The following is a 19,386-nucleotide window of genomic DNA, read 5'->3' on the forward strand; positions in this document are numbered from 1 at the left end:
CCCGGCCTTGAGGTGGTGTCCGGACGGAGGGGACGGTCCGGCCGGACACCGGGTCTCATCAGAAGGGCGGCTCGTCGCTGAACCCGCCGCCCGCGGTCGCGCCGACCAGCTCCCGCTCGGCGTCCGTCGCGGTCCACGGATCACCGGCCGGGGTCGCGCCGGTGGACGTGCTGGTCACCAGGTCCGGGTTGATCTTCGCCGACCCGTTCTTCGCGTTCTTGGTGACCTGCGCGGTGGCGTAGCGCAGCGACGGGCCGATCTCGTCGACGTCCAGCTCGACGACGGTGCGCTTCTCGCCTTCCTTGGTCTGGAACGAGCGCTGCTTGAGCCGTCCGTGGACGACGACGCGGGCGCCGCGGGTGAGGGATTCGGCGACGTTCTCCGCGGCCTGCTTCCAGATGGTGCAGCGCATGAACAGCGCCTCGCCGTCCTCCCACTCGCCGGTGGCGCGATTGGAGATGCGTGGGGTGGAGGCGACGGTGAAGTTCGCCACGGCGTTTCCGGCCTGGGTGAAGCGAAGCTCAGGGTCGGTGGTGAGGTTGCCGATGATGGTGAGGGTGGTGTCGCCGGCCATGGTGGTCTCCCTGGTGCTCGTTGGGGTGTGGAACGCGGCGCAGCCTGAGCACGCGGCGGCCGGGGGTCGCCTTCAGGCGACGTCCCCGGCCCGGCTCATCCGCCCGGCGTGAACCAGCCCGCTGCTCGACCTGCATCGGAGTTCGACAGTCGAGCGGCTGGTTCACCCGGGCGGATCGGGCCGGGCTTCGGGGACGCACTGCCCCCCGGCCGGGGTGTGCTTACCTTCGGGCGATCCACGACCCGGCGAGCCGGGTGAAGCCACTACCAGCGACACCCAGTCACCGTCGCGCCATCACCCAAGACGATCCCGAGCACGCGCGGCAGCAGCTCGGTCCGCGGGCTGCTGCCGCGCCGAGGGGCACGTCGGCGGGCGGCGCGACCGGCGTGGCGGAGGTGGGCGTCATGCCTGGTCGATCGCGCGTTCGCTGAGCAGGATGCGGCGAGCATCGGCGCTGGCGTTCTGGATCACGTGTCGGACCTCCGAGGGCGGGACAGCGTGGTCAAGCACCATGGACAGCAGCGCCGTCATCGGGTGCTCGGGGTCGGCGTTCTCGAGCGCGATCCGCGCGCCGGTTCCGCTGCCACGCAGGTAGGCGTGCACCGCGATGACGGTGGCGAGCTGACCGGCGACCGGGTCGCAGCTGTGGCGCCACAGATGCAGGACCAGGTTCTCGGCGGCCAAGCGGGTCGCGTCGTCGGGAACTGCGAGCAGGGCGTCACGGAACGACAACGTCGCGAACGTCGCGGCGAGATCGGCGATGGCGGCATTGTCGGCGGGCAGTTCGCCGCGGGCGGCGGCGCGGATCGCGGCGTCGGCGCGAGCCAGACGAATGTATGCGGCGAGATGCCAGCGTTCGTCGATGGCGGCGGATTCGACGGCGTCGGCGATGTGGGGTTGCAGACGTGCGCGGAGGTTCTCGGGTGCGGGGGTGAACCGCGCGGCGAGGTCGTCTCGGCTGGCGGCGATGGTGTGTCCGGCGGCGACGGCGGCCGCCGCGGCCGCGGTGGTCGCAGGGTCGGGCAGGACACCGGCGCGGTCGGCGTCGAGGTAGGAGCGCCAGCGCACGCCCTCGGCGAGGGCCGGTACGAGCACGACGTCGACGTCGGTGAATCCGTATTCGGCCAGCTGCTCGACCACGGTGTCGACGTCGCTGCGCAGCGGCAGCGAGTGGTCGCCGGCGGGGTCCTGGTCGACGGTGTGCACGACGATGCCGGTGACGCAGTGAACGGGCAGGTCGCCGCATTGCCGGTTGAAGTGTCGCGCACAGTCGTTGGCGTGGCCGGTGAGGTGGGCGAGGTCGATTCGGGCGAGCGGGCCGGTGGTGACCGAGCCGTCGTCGTTGGTGAGTGCGGTGATCAGCACCAGGGACTCGTCGGGGACGAAGCCGAGCAGCGCCGGGAGGCTGGCGACGATGGCGGTGGTGCTGGCGATAGTGAGGGACATGAGCGTCCTTCCCGAGAAGCAGGGAGTACGGGCCGTCGGCGGGGACTCGGTTGTGGATCAGCGGCCGAGTTCGGCGCGCCGCGTCTGTGCGGCGGTGTGAGCGATCCAGGGCGGCGACGGTCGCCGGACGTCGCGGCCGGAGGCCGGGATGAATCCGTTGACCGCGACGCTCCAGAAGTCCGGGCAGGGTCCGGTGTCGGTGCGTTCGCTGCGGTAGATGACGATCACGTCCCGCCCGTCGCGGCAGCGGGCGCGGGCGGTGACCCGGATCGCGACCCGCGCCCCGTCGCGGCGCTGCACGGGCTCGTCGTAGAGCAGCGAGACCGGTGTCGCGGTCAGCGCCCGACATAGCTCGACGAGGACACCGCGCGCGACGTTCCAGGCACCGAGGTCGTCGAGGCTGCCGCGGCGAAGGATGTTGCAGGCGACCGACTCGGGTAGCACGTAGGAGCGGCTCCAGTCGTCGTGGGTGAGCCACAGCTGGTTCTCGGGCATCAGTCAGGCCTCCACCGTGTTGTCGCGGTCGGCGAAGTAGGTCGGGCCCACGCACATCGCGGGGTGGCCGCCTGGTTCTGCGGGATCGGCGGTGATGCGGCGGCCGCCGAGTTCGGTTTCGACCAGCCAGCACGCCAGCTCGTAGGCGGAATCGCTGTGGTCGCTGGCGTTGTGAACGGTGGATGCGGTCACGGGGACCTCCGTGTCGGGTGTGGATGACCGCGCCCGACCAGCACACCCGGAGCCCCGGCGCCCGGTCAGCTCGGCGCGGCCGGGCTGACCGAGGTCGGTGCCGGGGTGCCGGGGTGTGCTTTCCTGGCAGCGATCTTCCGCGCCGAACACGAGGTGCTTGACCGGCCGGGGCGTGAGGCCTACTGCGGCCGGGGTTTCGCGGCGGGCTGGCGCGTGTTGTGATCGCGGATGACACGGATGTTGTGGTCGTCCAGGACTTCGGCGTGGCGGCCGTCGTCGGGTACGTACACGAAGGCAGACGGATCGTCGATGTTACTGGTGGTGAAGCAGAGCATGTAGTGGGGGCCTGCGGTGCGGGAGTCGCTGCAGATCTTCTTGGCGTCAGCGACGCTGACGCGCCAGAGCACCCGCTGGCGGGCCGGGGTGGTGTGTTTGCTGACGATGCACACCAGCGCTTCGTCAGATGGCACGGGAGTGTCCTTTCCGGATTGGGCGGATCGTCAGGAGAGGGTCCGCGGCGGCGCGGTGACCGGGCGGATGCGCAGCGGCGGTGTGAGCAGGTAGCAGGCGGCGGGGTGGCCGTGGAGGGTGACGACGTCGTAGCGGGTCAGCCAGACCGCATGCCAGGGCTCGGCGGGGGCGCCGAGGCGCCAGTCGACGTCCGCGCCATGGACGGCGTCGGCGTCGATCTTGTGGGCGCTGGCGCGGTAGTGGCTGCGGCGCCCGGCGACCATCGGGCAGGCCGTGCTCGTGTAGGCGGCGCACAGCGGATGCAGTCCAGGCTCGGTGCTGGCGCTGCGGGCCAGGTCGGACTCGCGCATGAGCAGGACCAGGCGGTCGCCGAGGGCACGGCCGCAGACACCGCAGAGCCGCCTGTGGATGGCCATGTGGGTCTTGGCGGCATCGACCGCGCCGATCAGATACCGGCCATCGGCGGTTCGGGGCGTCACCCAGGGAACGATGAGGCCACCGAGGACAGGCAAGCCGGCCAGAGCAGCGGGAATCGGTGGCGTCGTCTCTGCGGAGTCAGGGCAGGAGGACATGGCGGTCCCTTCCCGCCGGGCGCGGCCGCATGCGTCGCGCCCGGCGAGTTTGTCGAAGAGCGCGTGGATCAGGCGTTGAGGGCGAGGTCCTCGACGGCGCAGACGCAGTCGTCGAGGTCCTCGCCGCAGCGGAAGCAGGAGACTCCGGCGAGCAACCGGTAGCACCAGGAGGAACAGGGCTGGTTGTCGGCGCCGCAGAAGGGACACGCGCCGCACGCGAGGCACATCCCGGTTTCAGGGTCGACGGCGTCGGACACGCCGCAGTAGTGACAGCCGTCGTCCAGGCCCCACCACGCGGCATAGCCGGGGCGACGGTCGAGATAGTCGTGGTTGGAGTACCAGACCTGGTTGTCCCAGTATCCGGCGCGCTCGTTGAACAGGTAGCCGTGGTCGGGGTAGCGCGGGTTGACGGTCAGGATGACCAGCTTGTTGGACGCGCCGAGCCAGGACTCGATGCGCCGCCGGGTCGCCGGGCGATCGAGGGCGAGGAACGGCTTCGAAGAGAAGATGTCGTCGGCTGCGATGCGGGTGTCCGACCGCGGATCACATCGCGACGGGTGAGCTTTCTTCGGCAGGATTCCGTTGTGGGCCAGAACGGTGCGGGGGTCGCCGCCGATCGGGAACGGGTGGATGTTGTCCTCGGTGACGGTGCCGTGGGTGGCGTAGCGGCTGTGGAACAGCGCGGGCTTCTCGGGGTACAGGCCGCGCAGGGCGGCGAACTCGTCGATGACGGCGGCGGCGTTCATGCCGCGGCCGGTGATGATGCGGTCGGCGGCGACGATGGCGTAGCCGTGGCCGTCGTTGTTGTGCACCGCGCCGTTGGCCAGGGCGGTGGTGTCGGGCTCGACGCGCGCGGGAAGGTAGGTCAGCATGCACATGCGAGGTTCTCCAGTTCGTCGGTGAGCGGCGCGTACTGCGGGTGGGTCAGCAGCCACTGGGTGAAGGCGGCCCAGGTCCACCCGCCGGCCTGGGTGATGTCGGGGATGGTGAGGTCGCGGGTGTAGGCGACGGAGGCGTCGGCGAAGGCGAGGGCGGCCTGCACGTGCTGGATGTCAAGGCTGGAGGCGAAGACCCGCAGTTCGAAGGTCTCCTCGGGCTGGGTGTTGATGGCGGAGCCGCGCGGCCAGTAGTACTTGCCCTTGCAGGCGTCTTTGATGTTGTCGCGCTCGGAGTCGCGGAACGCGGCGTAGCCGCTGGAGCGGCGGGCGAGGGTCTGGACGTCGTCGGCGTTGCGGTAGACGAACTTCATCCACCGGAACACGTGACAGGGCCCGGCGAAGGCAGCGCGGCTGATGTGGACGTGCAACCCGTTGCCGTCGCCGCTGCAGCCGGCGAGATCGAGCGTCTCGAGAAGATGCCAGGGAAAGGAGTCCAGCGCCCAGCGGTAGGCCATTGGGTGGGTGACGAGCTCGAACCCGTAGCCGATGCTGCTGTCTTCTTTGAGGTAGCCGAGGCCATCGAGGGTGTCGACGGTGTCGTTGATGCGGTCGGACAGGTGCCCGCGTGGGACGTTGATTTCCAGTTCGAAGCCGAGGTAGCGGGGGCCGATGCCGTGGAAGACCGGTCGCGGCTTGTACCAGTAGTCGTGCAGGTCCTCGTAGTCGTCTTGGTCGACGATGTCGTGGTCGTCGCAGTAGTTTCCGCTGTCGATGAGGGTGGTGCAGTTGCGGCATTCCCAGTAGTCGAGCCGGTGTGCGCACTCGTGGCACATGTCGCGGCCGGACTCGGTGTCGCGCAGGCCGTCGTCGTAGAGGTCGCAGTAGTCGCAGAGGTCGAAAACCTGGGCGCAGGGCGAGCACAGCCGGCGGTCGTCGGTGGCGTAGAGCGGTTCGTGCAGTCGCAGCGGCACAAGACACGTGCAGTGGCCGCACGTATAAGACTCGTCGGTCTCGTCGATGGCGTGCGTCCGGCACAGGTAGCCGTTGCGGATGAGGATGTCGCACTGATCGCAGGTGCGATAGCGGCCGGCGCGCTCACAGAAGTCGCAGATCCGCCCATCGTCGTCGGTGGCCGAGGTGACTTCGGTGATCTGCCCGCATCCGCTGCACTGGTGCAAAGCGAGGACGCAACCCTCGCAGTAGACGATTCCGGGCGTGAGGTGGAATGGCGTCGGGGTTGCGTTGCCGCAGTCGCCGCAGCGGACGATGTCGTCGACAGGTGTGGTCATGGCGGATGGCCTTTCGCTCCGTAGACGTGAAAAGCGCCCCTCCCGGCGGGAAACCGAGAGGGCCGCATGGACGAAGGGAGGGCCGGTAGCGCGGTGTTGGGTGTTCGGCGCGCACCGCGCTACCGGCCCTCGGGGACGGTGTCCCGGTCGGGTAGGGAAGCCCCGGACGGGACACCGAGCGGAGAAGCATCAGCAGGCTGATCCGCGTATTGCGGTTCGTCGCCTGTGGACGGTCGTCGTTGTCGCTTTGGTGGCCTCCTGGGCCTCGTCGGTGTGCGGGACGCGACGCGGTCGAGCGCCCGCGGGCCCGGGGCGTGAAGCCCGGCGGCGCTCGTCCGGCCGGTGTGAACCGGCGGTCACGGACGCGCGTGTGCGCGATGCGGCGGCGCCGGTTCACCCGCGCCGGAGTGGCCGGGCGCCGGGTTCAGGCGCCCCGGGACCGGGGGTGCTGTGCTCTCGATGGCCTGCACGGCCGACGGTGCCGGGGTCGCCCTCGCCCTGCGTGGATTCCGATGTCCTGGCCCAGCGCCGGTGCCGAAACGGGTGCGGCTATCGGCTGCTACGTAATAGTTTCTGTGTAACTATTTCCGCCCTCGCAGGCGGACCGAGAGCGATGTGAGCAGCGTCGGGAGGAAGTACAGCAGGGTGATCGACCCGATCACGATGACGAAGATGCCGACGATGGTGATCGTCAGTTCGAGAAACTGCAGCGGCGCTGCAGACGCGGCGGGCGCGGTGTTCGTGCACGTGGACTCGAGAGCGGACTGCATGCGACGGGCCTTTCGTCCCAGTGGGAGGTGGCGTCCATTCAGGAGCGTCGGATGTGGTTCAGACGTCGGGCGTGGACGTGGTCAGCTCGGTGCGCAATTCCTGGGAGATCTTGAAGAAGTCGGGGTCGACCGTGGCCGGGTCGATCCCGTTGCGGTGCATCGCGCGGATCAGCTGGCTGAGCTAAGTCGGCCGCGGGTCCTTCGCGAAGATCGCGGCGGCGGAAATGCCGTCGTGGCGCAAAAATGCCGTCGTGGCGGCCTGGGTGAGGTGAATACCTCGGAGGCGGAGACTGGAGAGGGCAGCCAGGAGGTCGGCGATCACGTGCTCGTCGGTCGGTATCTGGCCGCTGGCGGCGGCGGTGACGGCATCGTCGAGCCGGTCCAGGCGCTTGCGCAGGCGCGGGCGGTCGTCGGCGAGTTCTTCCTGCTGGACCTCGTCGGTGATCGGCTCGGCGAGGGCGGCGATGCGGCCGCGGGTGTCGGCGGGCGTGGGGAGGAACTGTTGCAGGAACTCGGTGCGGCTGGGGTAAACACGGTTGCCCAGGGCGATGACGTGCGTGGTCATGGGTGAGGTGGTGGGGTCGGTCAGAGTGCCAGTGTGGCTTTCGACTTCGTAGCACGACCATGTGACTCCGGGGGTGAAGCCGGGCAGGTGCAGCAGTTCGGTGTTGGTGAAGCCGTGGTCGTGCAGCCACTGGGTGAAGGTGGCCAGTTCCGTGCGGTAGGGCAGGTAGCCGGTGTCGGTGTTGTCGTGCACGACGGCGCCGATGAGGCGCATGACCGGCTTTTCGGAGAGCGCTTGCTGCAAGTAGGCGACGACGTAGCGGGGATGGCGGACCACGGTGTCGAGGTCGAAGCGGTTGATCGGGCCCATGCGGGCGGTGCCGTCACCGCGGGCGGTGGCCGCGACCAGGACGAGCGAGTCGTCGGGCACGTACCCCAGCGTGGCCGGGATCGCGGCGAGAAGGTCGGCATCGGACAGGAACATGGCTGCAGGCATCGGAAACCTCACGAGGGATCGGCGGGTTGGCGCGTGGCGGGCAGGGACGGCGGCGCGTGTGAGGCGTTGTGCGGCTACCGGGCTACGGCTTCGGCGGCGTCGGCCTGGTGCTGCCTTCCGCCCTTTCGGCGTCGCGCCTGGCTTTCGCGCGCACGCGTTCGATGACTGCTTCGCCCAGCGCGCCGAGGAATCCGATGAGCGTGAGCCCGAGCCAGCAGCCGAGGTAGATGCCGACGAAGGTGAGGCTGAGCTGGACGAGCTGCGAGAACGTGATGGTGAAGAAGGCTTCAGAGGTGAAGGCAGATGAGTTCGGTGTGGGCGTGCAATGATTTGTTCCCTTCACGGGGTTGTACGGTCGCGCCGGGTCGAGCGGGGGTCGGTGTGCTCGGTGACGTACCGGATCAAAGGCGCGACCGGCCGGGGACGGTCCTGCGCCAGCAGCGTCAAGGCCGCGCGGGAGGTGTCGTCCGATCGGTGCGTGGCGGCGTCGGCCTCGTTCCACAACCAGCCGTCGAAGAAGTACCGGCCGCCGGAGTCCGGCCGAATACGGTCGATGTGGGGCGTGCTCGTCGGATCGTCGGGATTGACCGCGGCGTCGTCGATGACGAGCAGGTCAGCGCCGTCCCAGCGGAACCTCAGGTGGTCGGAGGTGGCTTCCACGGTGATGGCGACCCATTCGGCGGCCACTCGCCGAAACCGGGGTCTCACCGTGTAGAACCGTTGGCCCTTATCAGTTTCGGCGATCAGCTGCGGTTCACCGAGCTGTGCGGGGAAGGCGGGCTGGTCATCCCCACTGACGAGCTGTTCGTCTGCGCGGACGTCGGCGTGGCAGTGCTGAAGCACGTCCTCGGACATGGCGATCACCTCGTGTGTCTCATATGGACTGTGGCGTTGAGGAGTACGTCAGTTGTTCCGTTTTGTCTGTGGCCTAGCGGCTCTGCGAGATCGGCGCGTAGTCGCACCTACGCGCGTGCGCGGCCGCGCGGCGGCGCTGGTCGGTCGGTGAGGATGCGCGGGTGTTTCCGTCCCTTGGCGATGCCGTCGCGGATGGTTCTGCTCAGCTCGGCGCGGTCGAAGTCGGCGACACCGAGGTGCCGGCGGGCAGCGTCGGTCAGGTGCTGGGTGATCGCGGCGGCACTGATCCAGTTGTTGCCGAGCAGCTCGCCGCAAGCGGCTGCGGCGGCGAACACCGTGATGTGGCGGTGCCCTTCGGTGGCGGTCGCGACGTTGCGGTACTCGGCGTCGAGGGCCGCCTGGACGTAGGCGGTGACCCGGCGGCTGGTCGCCGGAAGCGGCGAGGGCGGGGCCGCCTCCAGCGGTGGTGGAGGCAGCGGGGTGAGGGCGCTGACCAGCCAGCCAGGAAGGATCGCGACCGGCAGGTCCCCGGTGACGGTGTAGGGCACGGGCACGCCGTGGACGGTGGCGAGTGAGCCGGGCGCGGTGACAAGCGCGCCAGGGCCGCGGGTGTCGACGTGCCAGCCGAGTCCACGGCCACGCTCACCGACGGTGCTGCGCAGCCGCGACTCGGGCGGCCGGGAGAAGTACCGGTGCTCGCCGCCGCGCGGGGTCACGACGGTGAACGTGTCCACAGGGTCGGGCTCGCCGGCCAGCTGGGCCAGCAGCGCCAGGACGTCGCGGCCGTGGGCGACGCCGCGGCGCGCCCACGGCTCGGGGACCCGCCCGTGCGCCGCGTCGAGGTCCAGCACCAGCAGGCCCGCGGGCTCGCAGCTGATCCCGACATTGCATCTCGGGTGGCGGGTCCACCAGCGGCGGATGCGGCGGGGATCGCAGGTGGCCCGCTGTTGCCAGCGCTCGATGGCGGGCTTCTTCCCGCGGGGGACGAGTGGGAACACCGGCCACCCGCGCTCGGCGGCCTCCAGCGCGGCGTGGAGGAGTTTGCCGGCGAAGGGCCGGGGACGGGCGATCGTGGCAGAGGTGACGATCGTGGTCATGGCATCAGCTCGGCAGTTGCCAGGGCAGGACCAGGGGTGTCGTGGCGGTGCCGGCCGATGTCAGTGCGGGTGCGGTGGATGTGCTGGAAATTCGGTGGAAGATGTGGGTGCATTGGTGAAACTCCGTTCTGCGCCGCGAGAACGCTGAGCGGGCGTCGAGGAGGACAGCGACGGCAGGGGCGGGCCTGGCACGAGGTGTGCGGGCCCGCCCCTGTCCGGTGACATCGGGTGGTGTCGGCCGGCTAGCTCGCGGCTCCGGCCAGCTCCGCGGCGGCCGCGTCCGGATCGGCCGGAGCGCCGGTGCCCTCGGAGAGTTCCATCGCGACGTTGTTTCCCGGACCGCCCGCGCTCTCGCTTTGGCAGTCGTGGGTCGCGTCGTTGATCCCGGCGCTGAGGTGCGACCCGTCGTCGCCCGGCTCAGCCGGGCCGGAGTCATCGGTGGTACCGGCATCGAGCACGTCGCCGTGCTGCTCAGCGGCGGTGTCGTTGGCCGCGTCGCTGGGGGTGGTCTCGCCGAGCGCCGCGGCGATGACGTCGCGCTCGCTCTGCGGTGTGATGATCAGCCGCTCGACGTCGGAGGCGGGATAGCCGGCTCCGACGAGCGCGGTCATGTATTCCTGCGCCGCCTGCAGGGCGTATCGCCATGCGTTGCGCGAGAGTGCGTCCTCCATCGCGCAGAAGGTGAGGAACATGTCGTACACGGTCGCCTTTGCCGGCGTGGGTGCTGTGGCGATCTTGTCGGACAGGTCGGTCACGGTGCTGCCGACGGGCAGGTCGAGCAGCTGTCGGGCGAGGGCGTGGTTCTGGTTGAATGCGCGGCGCAGCTCGTAGCCGCCGTGGGCCTTCTGCCGGGCGAGGAACAGCTGCGCGCCCTTGGGCGCGGTCTTGCGGAGCACGAATTCGGCCAGCCACGCACGTCGCGGCTTTTCAGAGGCGTCGATCAGCTCGTTGTTCTTGCGCACCCACCGGCGGATGATCCGCGCCTCGGTGCGGGCGCGATCGTCGGCGGCCAGCGCGGCCGGCGCGGCGGCGAGGTCGCTCTCCTCGCCCGCAGCGTCCGCACTACCGCTGTCACCGGTGTCGGGCGTGCTGGCGGTGCGCGGGGTGAGATCAACACGGCCGTCCGGGGCGTGGCTGAGCGCGTGGCCGTGGGCGCGGAAGTCGGCGCAGCCGTAGACGGCCACCGGGATGGGGTCGCCGTTGTCGTCGTGGTGGTCGTCCTCGATCCAGGCGCCGTGGCCGGGGCAGGACGCGTGCTCCTCCGCGGTCAGCGCGGTGTGAGGCGCGTCCTCGGGGCTGGGGCGGAGCCGGTCGAGCGAGCGGGCGTCACCGTCGTAGGCCGACAGGGTGTCACCGAAGATCGCGACCTTGGCGGCGGTCAGCTCCCGGAAGAGCGTCGTGACCAGGATGGCGAGCCGCTGTGCAGCGGCGCGTTCGTCGCGCTTGGCCTGGGCGAACACTGGAAGTTGTTCGGCTCGGTGCGCGCGATGCGGATCAGTTCCTTGGCGGTCTCGCGGTCACCGGCCTTGTCGAACTCGGCGACCACCCCGGTCTGGACGAGGTCGAGGTCGAAGCGTTCGGCGGCCTTGAGAGCCAGCTCGCTCTTCCCGGCCTGCAGCACCTGCGTGACGTAGGCGGTGCCGTTCTTGCCGCGGGCGAGCTTGCGGGCGATCCCTGCGGGGGTGAGGTTGAATGCGGCCAGCTGATGGATGGCCCGGGCGGTGTCGGCGAGAGTCAGGGGTTCCCGGATGTCGTTCTCGTCCAGCTGGCGGACGATCCGCTGGATGGTGGCTTTGCGCTCGTCAGTCGGCGGTGGGGTCTTTATCCAGACTGGCAGCGTGACGCCTGCTTCGCGGGCGTTGTTGAACCGACGCTGGCCCTCGGTGATCATGACGATGCCGGTCTCGTAGTTGCGGTAGCCGTTGGCCGCGGTGTTGATGCCGTTGTTCTTAAAGTTCGCCGTGGTCGCCGGATCCGCGTCGGCGTTCTCGATGCGAACGTTGTCGGCCAGCAGCGCCTCGTCCGGGTTGATGTGGATGATGGTGTCGATCTCGGCGTCCCACCGCGCGTGCAACGCCGCCAGTTCTTCCTCCGACAGCCCGACGAGCGGGTTGCCGCCGGGCGCCGCCTTCTCGATGTCGGCGGGTTCGGTGACGGCGCTGTCGAGGTCGGACGGTGCGAGTTCGACGACCGGTGTGGTGGTGTCGGTCTCGTCGGCGCGCTGGGTCGGCAGATCCATCGTGCTGGTCACGCGGGCTCCTTCACACGGGCCGGCCGGTCACCGGCAACCCCGGCGACCGGCCATGAATCCCACGCGCCGGGCCGTCCTCGATTCCCGTCTGGCGGTGGAGGAGGGGCGGTGTGCGGGTGTCCCGGTCGGGACGCACTCGCCCGAGCGGGGCCGCCCGCGTCGGCGGCAAGCCCGCCGGCCTGCTCAACCGCGGCTGATGCTGTGAGTGGGCGAGCTTCCGCCGACGCCAGGCTCCGCTAGAGTGCGTCGGCCCGACCGGGAACGCCGCACGCGCTTCTCTCAGCGCAGCAACACTTTCCTCGTTCCTCTGCCTGATCCACGGCAGCGGCTCATCGCCGAAGGTGCTTCTCCTGTCAAGTTCTTGCTTCAGCTCACCTTGGGGCCGGATTCCGGAGCAGGTTGAGCATTCCGCCGCGGTGGGAGAGCGTCAGCCAGACGTCGGCGATGTCCGGGCGATCGACACGCGCGTCGTGGTCAACACGAAGCAGGGCCCGCAGCTGCTGGCCGCGGTGGCCGATCAGAAGGTCATGCGGCTGCCGCGGGGCGCGAGCGAGCCGGTGATCGTGGAGCGGCGCTCGTCCGGGCCGCGGCTGGTCGCGTGCTTCGCCACGATGTACTACTCGGCCCTGCGGCACGAGGAAGTAGTGATGCTGCCTGACGTCGACCTGAAGCTGCCGCGGAAGGGCTGGGGCGAGTTGCTGGTGTCGGAGACGGCCCCGATCGCCGGCGCGGCCTGGACCGACAGCGGGCAGCGGCGCGACCGGCGTCAGCTCAAGCAGCGCGCGAAAGGGGAGGTACGGCCGGTGCCGTGCCCGCCACCGCTGACCGCCCTGCTGCAGCACTACCTCGAGCAGTACGGCGTCGCCGACGATGGCCGGCTGTTCCGGAGCATGGACGGCGGCGACGTGGCCGAGTCGACGCTGGCGCGGGTATGGGACAAGGCTCGCAAGGCCGCTGACGCCGGAAGAGTACCGGTCGCCGCTGGCTCGCCGGCCGTATGACCTGCGGCACGCGTGCGTGTCGACGTGGCTCGCCCGTGGCGTGATCTCGGCCCAGGTGGCGCTGTGGGCGGGGCACTCGGTGGCGGTGCTGCACGAGGTGTACGCCAAAGTCCTGGCCGGGCTGGAAGAAGAATCGCTGGGCAAGATCGCGCGGATTCTGGGCCTGCCCGCCGACGACGAGAACGAGAGCGACGGCAACAATTAGGATGATCCGGACGAGGTGGATCAGGAGTAGCCCGGGTAGGGCCGATCCAGGGGCTCCGCGTTGCCTGGCCATCCAGCGTTCAGCCACGCCCCACCCGGGGTCGGCGGAGCAGTTGCCAGCGGCCGACCGACAGGATGGGCGTGGCCGGTGCTGGGAAATCGGATCGGTTCAGGTCACGCAGTGCCTGGATCAGGTCGGCGCACACCGCGAGTTTTGCCCGCAGGAGGGCGTGCTGCCGGTTGAGGAGGACGATGCCCTCGCGCGCCGCCCTGACCCCCAGCCCGGCCAGCAGGGCGTGCCACAGGACGAGCACCACAGCCAAGACGATCGCGCCAGCCGGATTCGGATGAAGCACCATGTCGGTCAGTGCAACGACGGTGCCGGACGCGAGCAGCGCGAGTCCCAGCGGGAGAACGAGAACAGCCTTCAAACCGCGCCAGAGCCAGCGCCAGGCCGCGTACGGTTCGAGGTCGGCACGGACGCGCCGGGCCCATGCCATCGGATCGTGGTCTCCAGCCGGCGGCCACTCGTCCTCGGCGATAGGTGATCGCATTCCAGGCAAGACACGTCCGTCCGGGGTTATTAGTCGTCGAATGATGAGCTTGCGGTCGAGTTCAGCAAGAATTTGGCTGAATTCCTCAAGAACTTCGTCCGGTGCCGATCCTGATTGCAGTTGCTTCCGCAGGGTTGCCTCGAGCACGGACGGGTTCGTGATCCACTTGCGCAGGGGGCGCGAGGCCCAGTATCCGATGACGAAGCCACCGCCTTCGACCAGCACCAGCGTGATGCCGAGAAGGAAAACCGGTGCGATCGACCAGGTGAACTGGACCCTGCTGTTCACGACGTACATCGACGCGCCGAGGCCCGCGGCCGCTCCGGCCACGGTGTTGACCATGCCCATCAGAGAGAGCTGGGCAAACAGGCTCACCCGGTTCCGTACATCTTCGGCATGGTCAGCCACCGCCCATCGCAGGCGCCGGTTGGCCAGGCGTGGGTGCACGACGGCCGTGACCACAACCGCTACCAGCCACAGGTCGAACATGACCAGGGCGGAAGCGGAGATCAGCAAAGCGACGATCATGACTGGTCAGGGTATCGAGTCCGCTGGCGCTCGCAGCGGGCTTAAGTGGAGTCCCCGACATTCGGCGACGCGGGCGCGCCAGCACTTGCCGGGTCACGCTCGCGCCGGGTCAGTTCCCGATAGCCCTTCGCGGCCCCGAGGCTAGTCCGACTCGCTTGCCGTCCGGGCGTTGAGGATGAGGTCGGTGGTCAAGCGGATGTGGTCGGTCAATGCGGCTACCGCCCGGTCGGCGTCGGCGGCGAGCGCGTGGTCGGTGATGGCGGCGTGTTCGGCGGCCGGGTCGCGTTCGTGGTCCCGCTCGTCGAGGGCCTCGGACCACCGCCGGTAGAGCTTGGCGCTGTCGCGCAAGGCGCAAGCGATGCCGTACAGGCGTTCGCTGCCGCAGCCGGCGAGCAGGGTGTCGTGGAACGCGGCGTGCGCGCTTTCCCACTCCGGGGTGACGCGGCCGGGATCGGCCGGGTCGCGCCGGCGCGTGTTGGCCAGGGTGTAGTGCGCCGCGACGAGCCGGGACCGCCAGGTGAGGTCGCCGCGTTCGACGGAGCGCCGCAGGGCCAAGCCTTCGATGTCGACCCGGGTCGCGGTCAGGTCCAGCAGGTCCGCCTCGGAGATCGGGGTCACCTGGAACCTGACTTGCGGACTGGCGCGGACGAGTCCCTGCTCGGCGAGCCGGCTCAGCACTTCGCGGACGAGGCTGACGCTCGCGTCGTACCGCGCGCACAGCGGCCGGAACTTTAGGCGCTCGCCGGGAGCCAGCACGCCACCGAGGATGTCCGCGCGCAACCCCTCGTAGACATCGTCGGTGCGGGTCCTCGAGACAGCGGATGTCGCCATGGGCTCAGCATACACATTCTCGATCTCAAACTGGATGTTCGAACATCCATTGACCTTTCGATGGTCGCCGGCTCAGACTGAGGTGACCCCGCGGCTCGCCAGTTCGTCTTGCTCGACGAGATCGGCGACCTGTCCGCTTCCCCTGCTCCCGGGCCCATCGATCCACATAGGAATTGCCATGCCTGGTAAGAAGCCTCGGAACGTCGTCGTCACCGGTGGCGGCACCGGCATCGGCGGCGCCGCCGCCGCCCTCTTCGCGGCCGCCGGCGATGCCGTACTCATCACCGGACGCCGCGAAGACGTCCTGGCCGAAACCGCCGCGAAGCTCGACGTGCGCTATGCGGTCTTCGAGGCCGCCGATCCCGCGTCGGTCCGCACCGCGCTCGACCACCTACCCGCCACCGTCGACGTGCTCGTCAACAACGCCGGCGGGAACACCGACCGGCGGCGGCCCGCCGTCGACGCCGGTGAACTCGACGGGACCGCGGCCGCGTGGCGCGCGAACTTCGACGCGAACGTCCTCACCGCCGTGCTCGTCACGGAAGCGCTGACGCCGCGGCTGACCGACGGCGCGCGTATCGTCACTGCCGGCTCGATCGGGGCGAAGTAGGGCTCCGGCTCCTACGGCGCGGCCAAGGCGGCCATCGAGGGGTGGAACGTCGACCTCGCCAAGAAGCTGGACGGCCGCGGCATCAGCGCCAACGTCGTCGCTCCCGGGGGCACCCCGGACACCGAGTTCTTCCAGGGCACGGTGACCGAAGAATGGGTCCGGGCCCGGGTTTCCGTCGCCTTCGACAAGCGAGCCGGAACGCCCGCCGAAGTCGCCGACACCGTCTTCTTCCTCTCCGGTGAGGGAGCCGGACACATCACCGGCCAGGTCGTCCACGTCAACGGCGGCGCCTACACTGCTCGCTGAGCGGTCGCCGACGCGACACACGAATCGACAGGCGGGTGCTGGTGATCCAGTTCACGACACTGGGCGCGATCACCGCATCGCGCGCCGGCGAAGACGTCGATCTGGGGTCGCCGCAGCAACGCTCAGTCCTGGCGTTGCTGCTCCTGCGCGCCGACCACGCCACCTCCCTGGAACAGCTCGTGGATGCCCTCTGGGAGGAGGAAGCTCCGCCGGGAGCGCGCGAGACGGTCCGAACCTACGTCTACCGGCTGCGCCGGATCCTGGGAGCCGACGCGCCGATCGAGTCGGTCGCCGGCGGGTACCGGTTGCGGACGGCGCCCGGAACGGTCGATCTGGCCCGATGCGAGCGCGCGATCGCCGATGCCCGCGCCGCCGAGAAGCGAGGCGACCCGGGCGCGGCCGCGCAAAAACTGCGCGAGGTACTGGGGTGCTGGACGGGGCCGCCCTTCATGGGCGCCCGTGGCCCGTACCTGGAGCGGGAACGGGCGGAGCTCGAGCGGCTTCGCCTCACCGTCTGGGAAGAACGCCTGTCCCGCGAGATCGGGCTGGACGAGCTCGACGCGGCGGAGGAAGTGCTCGGCTCCCTGGTCGCCGAGTACCCGATGCGGGAGCGTCTGCGTGAGCTCCAAATGCTGACCCTGGCCCGCCGCGGCCGGCCGGGCGAGGCGCTGGCGGTGTTCGCCGAGGTGCAGCACCTGTTGCGGGAGAAGCTGGGCGCGGATCCGGGCGAGCGGCTTCGGCGCCTGCACCACCGGTTGCTCCGCGCCGACCCGGCGCTCGCCGCGCCTGCGTCCGCAGCCGTGGCCGTACCCGCGCAGATGTCGGCCGGGCAGCCGCTTGCGGGCCGAGCCGGAGACCGCCCGCCGGCTCCTCGACGCATGTTCCCACCAGCCGCTGTCGGTCCACGTCGCGGCCGCGCGCCTGCTCGCTCGTCCGCACTGGACGCTGACCCGGATCGCCGAACAGCTCGACGACGATCTCCGGCAGTCGACTTTCCGAGGTGAAGTGGACGGCCCCGAAGAGCGTGCGGGCAATTGATAAGCGCGTGGTCATCAACCCGCAGCAGGCGAGGAGCCTGCTGTCCGCAGTGGAGGCACAGCGGATCGAGGGGCAGCCTCGCCGGTCGTCCGGGCCAATGCTGGTCGCGTTCTTTGCCGTCATGTATTACGCGGCTCTCCGGCCGGAGGAGGCGGCCATGCTGCGTAAGTCGGACTTGCAACTCCCCGAGGAGAGCTGGGGAGAGCTGTTGTTGTCGGAGACGGCGCCGATCACCGGCGCGGCCTGGACGGACAGCGGAGAACGTCGGGACCGCCGACAGCTCAAGCAACGGGGAAAGGGAGAAGTCCGCACAGTGCCGTCACCGCCGCCGCTGACAGCGATTGTGCACAGGCACTTGACCACACTCGGCACGGCGGCCGACGGACGGCTGTTCCGGAACCTGACCGGGGGAGACCTCGCCGAGTCCACGATTGGCCGCGTGTGGGACAGGGCGCGGAAGGGTGCGCTCTCAGAGGACGAGTACGCCTCGCCGCTTGCTAAGCGTCCCTACGACCTCCGACACGCCTGCGTGTCGACCTGGCTGGCCGCGGGGGTGCCGTCCACGCAGTGCGCGGAGTGGGCCGGCCACTCGGTGGCCGTCCTGCACCAGATCTACGCCAAGGTCATCGCCGGCCTGGAGTCAGCGGCTCACGACTGCATTGAGCGGGCCCTCGGCTGGGAGAGTGGACGGCCGGTAGCTGGAGGCGCATGGGGGGGTGGAGTGCCGTAGACGGCCGGACAGCCCCGGACACCGCCGGACCAAACAAGAGCGGCCCCTGCCCAGGTTCTGCCTGGTCAGAGGCCGTTCTGTGCTGGTGGGCCACTGTGCCCCCGGGAGATTCCGGCGGGAATCACACCAATCGCGCTGCCCGACGGGTTGCTGATCCGGGTCGACGTGCGGCTGGTGATGGAGCGTCGGCGCGGGGGAGCGCGCGGTGAACAACATGCGCAGGTTCGAGCCCTCGGCAGGACCGCCAAAGGATGGGAACGGTCTGACCAGGGGATTTACGTCGATACATTGGTGGTCGAGACGAGCTTCGCGCTTCCGGATCTCGGCGTTCGCCCGTGCTGAGCGCCACTCGCCCGGCTTCGCCGCCCTGTTGACGACGACCGCATAACGCAACAGGGTCGCAGGTCGGTGGCGACAACCCGCCATCGCATTGCCCGGTTTCTCGGCCTCTCGCTAACGTCGAATTCGTCGCCGAGAGGTGGCATTTCCTGGATCACTGAACGAAAGGGAGAGTGTCATGCTGGAGGACGCCAACCGCGTGGAGAACGGCGAAGAGATCCTGGCCCCGGGGCACCACACCACGATGTTCTCGACCTTCTCATGGGACGAGGCCGAAGAGGACTGATTCACCGTTCTCGGGTGATTTTCCTTCCCGGGTCGGCGGGTGTCGGCCCGGGAAGGGCCTGTCCGGAGGAGGAAACCGCAGTGAGTTCGTGGCAGGATTTCGCCGAGGGCTCGCCGGAAGCGGCGGCCTGGGGCAAGAAGATACTTTCAAAATATGGCATCGCCTATTTGGCCACTGTCCGAGAAGACGGCGCGCCGCGGGTTCATCCGGTTTGCCCGGCCTTTCTCGGTGCGGAAATCTACATCGGCGTAATGGGCTCGTCGCCGAAACTGCACGACTTGCGCCGCGACCCCCGGTTCGTCCTGCACGCCCTGCCCGGGCCGCAGGACGCCGAGTTCACGCTTCGCGGCCGCGTTCGACTGTTTCCCGAGGAGCTGGCCGCCGAGCTGCTCCGGAAGCGCGCGGCCAGTGGTGACGACGTCGTCACCACAACCTTCTTCTTCCTCGACATCGAGCGCGCGGACTACGCCGCTTACGAGACCGCGAAAGGGCTGCGGCCGGTGCCGACGCGGACCGCCTGGCACGCGCCGGAGGTGCAGTCGTGAAATCGGATGACTGCCCTCGACTTGCACAGGCGGAACTTTTTCGCCATCCCGGTGGCGGGGTGCTCGTCGGTGCTCCGGACGGCGGCCTGTTCCGGCTGCGTCACGACGACGCCGACGTCCGCGGACTGCTCGAAGCCTGCGACGGCAGCAGTACCGTCCACCAGCTCGCCGAGCGATGGCCCTTTGGTGGTCGCCTCCTCGAGTTGCTGGAAGCGTTGGCGCAACACGGCTGCCTTCGGAAACCCTCGTCGCGCTCCATACGACTACTGCTGGAAGGGGATGAAGAGCTGTTCGCGCACGTACCGAACGCCGGATTTCCCGTTGTGCAACCATCGGCCGACGTTGACGGAACGGACATCGCCGCCGGCGAAACGGTTCTTTTGCTCCTGTCCGCCAAGCTCGACCGGAATCTCCTCACGCTGGCTGAACGCCGGTGCCGCGAACTCGGGCTCCGCTGGACGCATCTCCATCTCGAACGTGGCCGCGGCTGGTTCGGGCCGCACGTGCGTCACGGCGGAAGTCCC

The 19,386-nt window shown here is 69.4% G+C and carries 21 protein-coding genes and 3 pseudogenes; 6 read left to right on the top strand and 18 right to left on the bottom strand.

Translation table 11 applies throughout. The features are described from left to right. Positions 1-58: 58 nt before the first annotated feature. The 15 genes from C2L59_RS12770 to C2L59_RS12840 all read right to left on the bottom strand — a co-directional run bounded on the left by C2L59_RS12770 (position 59) and on the right by C2L59_RS12840 (position 11,890). Entirely contained in the window at positions 59-574 is a 516-nt protein-coding gene (locus tag C2L59_RS12770; RefSeq protein WP_103349735.1) for a single-stranded DNA-binding protein, read from the bottom strand. Between the two features lie 402 nt (positions 575-976). Next, positions 977-2,020 (bottom strand): DUF4192 domain-containing protein, encoded by a 1,044-nt coding sequence (locus C2L59_RS12775; protein ID WP_103349736.1) that lies wholly within the window; start codon positions 2,018-2,020, stop codon positions 977-979. A gap of 57 nt (positions 2,021-2,077) precedes the next feature. Then, the gene (locus C2L59_RS12780; protein WP_103349737.1) at positions 2,078-2,515 is read right to left on the bottom strand and encodes a hypothetical protein; all 438 of its coding nucleotides are present in this window, start codon (positions 2,513-2,515) and stop codon (positions 2,078-2,080) included. Positions 2,516-2,518: 3 nt separating this feature from the next. Then, complete coding sequence (locus C2L59_RS12785) at positions 2,519-2,707, bottom strand: hypothetical protein (RefSeq protein WP_103349738.1); 189 nt, start codon at positions 2,705-2,707, stop codon at positions 2,519-2,521. Between the two features lie 179 nt (positions 2,708-2,886). Next, a complete protein-coding gene (locus C2L59_RS12790; protein WP_146060346.1) occupies positions 2,887-3,177 on the bottom strand; it encodes a hypothetical protein in 291 nt (96 codons plus the stop codon). A gap of 30 nt (positions 3,178-3,207) precedes the next feature. Continuing rightward, on the bottom strand, positions 3,208-3,657 hold the full coding sequence (locus C2L59_RS12795) for a hypothetical protein (protein ID WP_233223446.1): 450 nt from the start codon (positions 3,655-3,657) through the stop codon (positions 3,208-3,210). 161 nt (positions 3,658-3,818) lie between these two features. Next, positions 3,819-4,622, bottom strand: a complete 804-nt coding sequence (locus tag C2L59_RS12800) for a hypothetical protein (RefSeq protein ID WP_103349741.1) — start codon at positions 4,620-4,622, stop codon at positions 3,819-3,821. Continuing rightward, positions 4,616-5,917, bottom strand: a complete 1,302-nt coding sequence (locus C2L59_RS12805) for an amidoligase family protein (protein ID WP_233223447.1) — start codon at positions 5,915-5,917, stop codon at positions 4,616-4,618. Before C2L59_RS12805 ends, C2L59_RS12800 begins: the two co-directional genes overlap by 7 nt. Before the next feature lie 581 nt (positions 5,918-6,498). After that, positions 6,499-6,687 carry a hypothetical protein gene (locus C2L59_RS12810; protein ID WP_103349742.1) on the bottom strand — a complete coding sequence of 63 codons (189 nt, stop codon included), beginning with the start codon at positions 6,685-6,687 and terminating at the stop codon, positions 6,499-6,501. Between the two features lie 181 nt (positions 6,688-6,868). Then, a complete protein-coding gene (locus tag C2L59_RS12815) occupies positions 6,869-7,687 on the bottom strand; it encodes a DUF4192 domain-containing protein (RefSeq protein ID WP_103349743.1) in 819 nt (272 codons plus the stop codon). A gap of 82 nt (positions 7,688-7,769) precedes the next feature. Then, positions 7,770-8,030: a hypothetical protein gene (locus tag C2L59_RS12820; RefSeq protein ID WP_103349744.1), complete on the bottom strand. Its 261-nt coding sequence runs from the start codon at positions 8,028-8,030 to the stop codon at positions 7,770-7,772. After that, positions 8,027-8,542 (bottom strand): hypothetical protein, encoded by a 516-nt coding sequence (locus tag C2L59_RS12825; RefSeq protein ID WP_146060348.1) that lies wholly within the window; start codon positions 8,540-8,542, stop codon positions 8,027-8,029. The genes C2L59_RS12820 and C2L59_RS12825 overlap by 4 nt, the downstream gene beginning before the upstream one ends. 107 nt (positions 8,543-8,649) lie before the next feature. Further along, on the bottom strand, positions 8,650-9,639 hold the full coding sequence (locus tag C2L59_RS12830) for a bifunctional DNA primase/polymerase (RefSeq protein ID WP_103349746.1): 990 nt from the start codon (positions 9,637-9,639) through the stop codon (positions 8,650-8,652). Positions 9,640-9,881: 242 nt separating this feature from the next. Beyond that, complete coding sequence (locus C2L59_RS12835) at positions 9,882-11,099, bottom strand: hypothetical protein (protein WP_103349747.1); 1,218 nt, start codon at positions 11,097-11,099, stop codon at positions 9,882-9,884. Beyond that, positions 11,018-11,890 carry a hypothetical protein gene (locus C2L59_RS12840; protein ID WP_103349748.1) on the bottom strand — a complete coding sequence of 291 codons (873 nt, stop codon included), beginning with the start codon at positions 11,888-11,890 and terminating at the stop codon, positions 11,018-11,020. The genes C2L59_RS12835 and C2L59_RS12840 overlap by 82 nt, the downstream gene beginning before the upstream one ends. Before the next feature lie 416 nt (positions 11,891-12,306). Between C2L59_RS12840 and C2L59_RS48860 the strand changes: the two genes are divergently transcribed. Then, positions 12,307-12,891: a hypothetical protein gene (locus C2L59_RS48860; protein WP_370444735.1), complete on the top strand. Its 585-nt coding sequence runs from the start codon at positions 12,307-12,309 to the stop codon at positions 12,889-12,891. A gap of 16 nt (positions 12,892-12,907) precedes the next feature. Then, entirely contained in the window at positions 12,908-13,096 is a 189-nt protein-coding gene (locus C2L59_RS50310) for a hypothetical protein (protein WP_370444736.1), read from the top strand. 79 nt (positions 13,097-13,175) lie between these two features. Here the strand turns inward: C2L59_RS50310 and C2L59_RS12855 are convergent, their stop codons facing one another. Next, positions 13,176-14,177, bottom strand: coding sequence for a hypothetical protein (locus C2L59_RS12855; RefSeq protein ID WP_103349749.1), 1,002 nt, complete (start codon positions 14,175-14,177; stop codon positions 13,176-13,178). A gap of 141 nt (positions 14,178-14,318) precedes the next feature. Continuing rightward, the gene (locus tag C2L59_RS12860; RefSeq protein ID WP_103349750.1) at positions 14,319-15,008 is read right to left on the bottom strand and encodes a GntR family transcriptional regulator; all 690 of its coding nucleotides are present in this window, start codon (positions 15,006-15,008) and stop codon (positions 14,319-14,321) included. A 178-nt stretch (positions 15,009-15,186) separates the two neighbouring features. Between C2L59_RS12860 and C2L59_RS12865 the strand changes: the two are divergent. The 4 genes and pseudogenes from C2L59_RS12865 (at position 15,187) to C2L59_RS12880 (ending at position 18,862) form a co-directional block, all read left to right on the top strand. Continuing rightward, positions 15,187-15,924: pseudogene (locus C2L59_RS12865) on the top strand (SDR family oxidoreductase). A 41-nt stretch (positions 15,925-15,965) separates the two neighbouring features. Continuing rightward, positions 15,966-16,220 (top strand): annotated as a pseudogene (locus C2L59_RS50315) (winged helix-turn-helix domain-containing protein); the annotation flags it as partial. Positions 16,221-16,229: 9 nt separating this feature from the next. After that, positions 16,230-17,692 (top strand): annotated as a pseudogene (locus C2L59_RS50320) (BTAD domain-containing putative transcriptional regulator). 705 nt (positions 17,693-18,397) lie between these two features. After that, positions 18,398-18,862, top strand: a complete 465-nt coding sequence (locus tag C2L59_RS12880; protein WP_158263061.1) for a pyridoxamine 5'-phosphate oxidase family protein — start codon at positions 18,398-18,400, stop codon at positions 18,860-18,862. Positions 18,863-19,125: 263 nt separating this feature from the next. Here C2L59_RS12880 and C2L59_RS12885 read toward each other — a convergent pair whose 3' ends face one another. Next, complete coding sequence (locus C2L59_RS12885; RefSeq protein ID WP_103349753.1) at positions 19,126-19,374, bottom strand: hypothetical protein; 249 nt, start codon at positions 19,372-19,374, stop codon at positions 19,126-19,128. Positions 19,375-19,386 lie beyond the last annotated feature (12 nt).

Origin of the sequence: Amycolatopsis sp. CA-128772, assembly GCF_002904295.1 — a bacterium.
In the GTDB taxonomy this organism is placed as follows: domain Bacteria; phylum Actinomycetota; class Actinomycetes; order Mycobacteriales; family Pseudonocardiaceae; genus Amycolatopsis.

Coding starts and splice junctions, on each gene's coding strand:
- C2L59_RS12770 (WP_103349735.1), bottom strand. CDS start 574: ATGGCCGGCGACACCACCCTCACCATCATCGGCAACCTCACCACCGAC.
- C2L59_RS12775 (WP_103349736.1), bottom strand. CDS start 2,020: ATGTCCCTCACTATCGCCAGCACCACCGCCATCGTCGCCAGCCTCCCG.
- C2L59_RS12780 (WP_103349737.1), bottom strand. CDS start 2,515: ATGCCCGAGAACCAGCTGTGGCTCACCCACGACGACTGGAGCCGCTCC.
- C2L59_RS12800 (WP_103349741.1), bottom strand. CDS start 4,622: ATGCTGACCTACCTTCCCGCGCGCGTCGAGCCCGACACCACCGCCCTG.
- C2L59_RS12805 (WP_233223447.1), bottom strand. CDS start 5,917: ATGACCACACCTGTCGACGACATCGTCCGCTGCGGCGACTGCGGCAAC.
- C2L59_RS12810 (WP_103349742.1), bottom strand. CDS start 6,687: ATGCAGTCCGCTCTCGAGTCCACGTGCACGAACACCGCGCCCGCCGCG.
- C2L59_RS12815 (WP_103349743.1), bottom strand. CDS start 7,687: ATGCCTGCAGCCATGTTCCTGTCCGATGCCGACCTTCTCGCCGCGATC.
- C2L59_RS12825 (WP_146060348.1), bottom strand. CDS start 8,542: ATGTCCGAGGACGTGCTTCAGCACTGCCACGCCGACGTCCGCGCAGAC.
- C2L59_RS12830 (WP_103349746.1), bottom strand. CDS start 9,639: ATGACCACGATCGTCACCTCTGCCACGATCGCCCGTCCCCGGCCCTTC.
- C2L59_RS12855 (WP_103349749.1), bottom strand. CDS start 14,177: ATGATCGTCGCTTTGCTGATCTCCGCTTCCGCCCTGGTCATGTTCGAC.
- C2L59_RS12860 (WP_103349750.1), bottom strand. CDS start 15,008: ATGGCGACATCCGCTGTCTCGAGGACCCGCACCGACGATGTCTACGAG.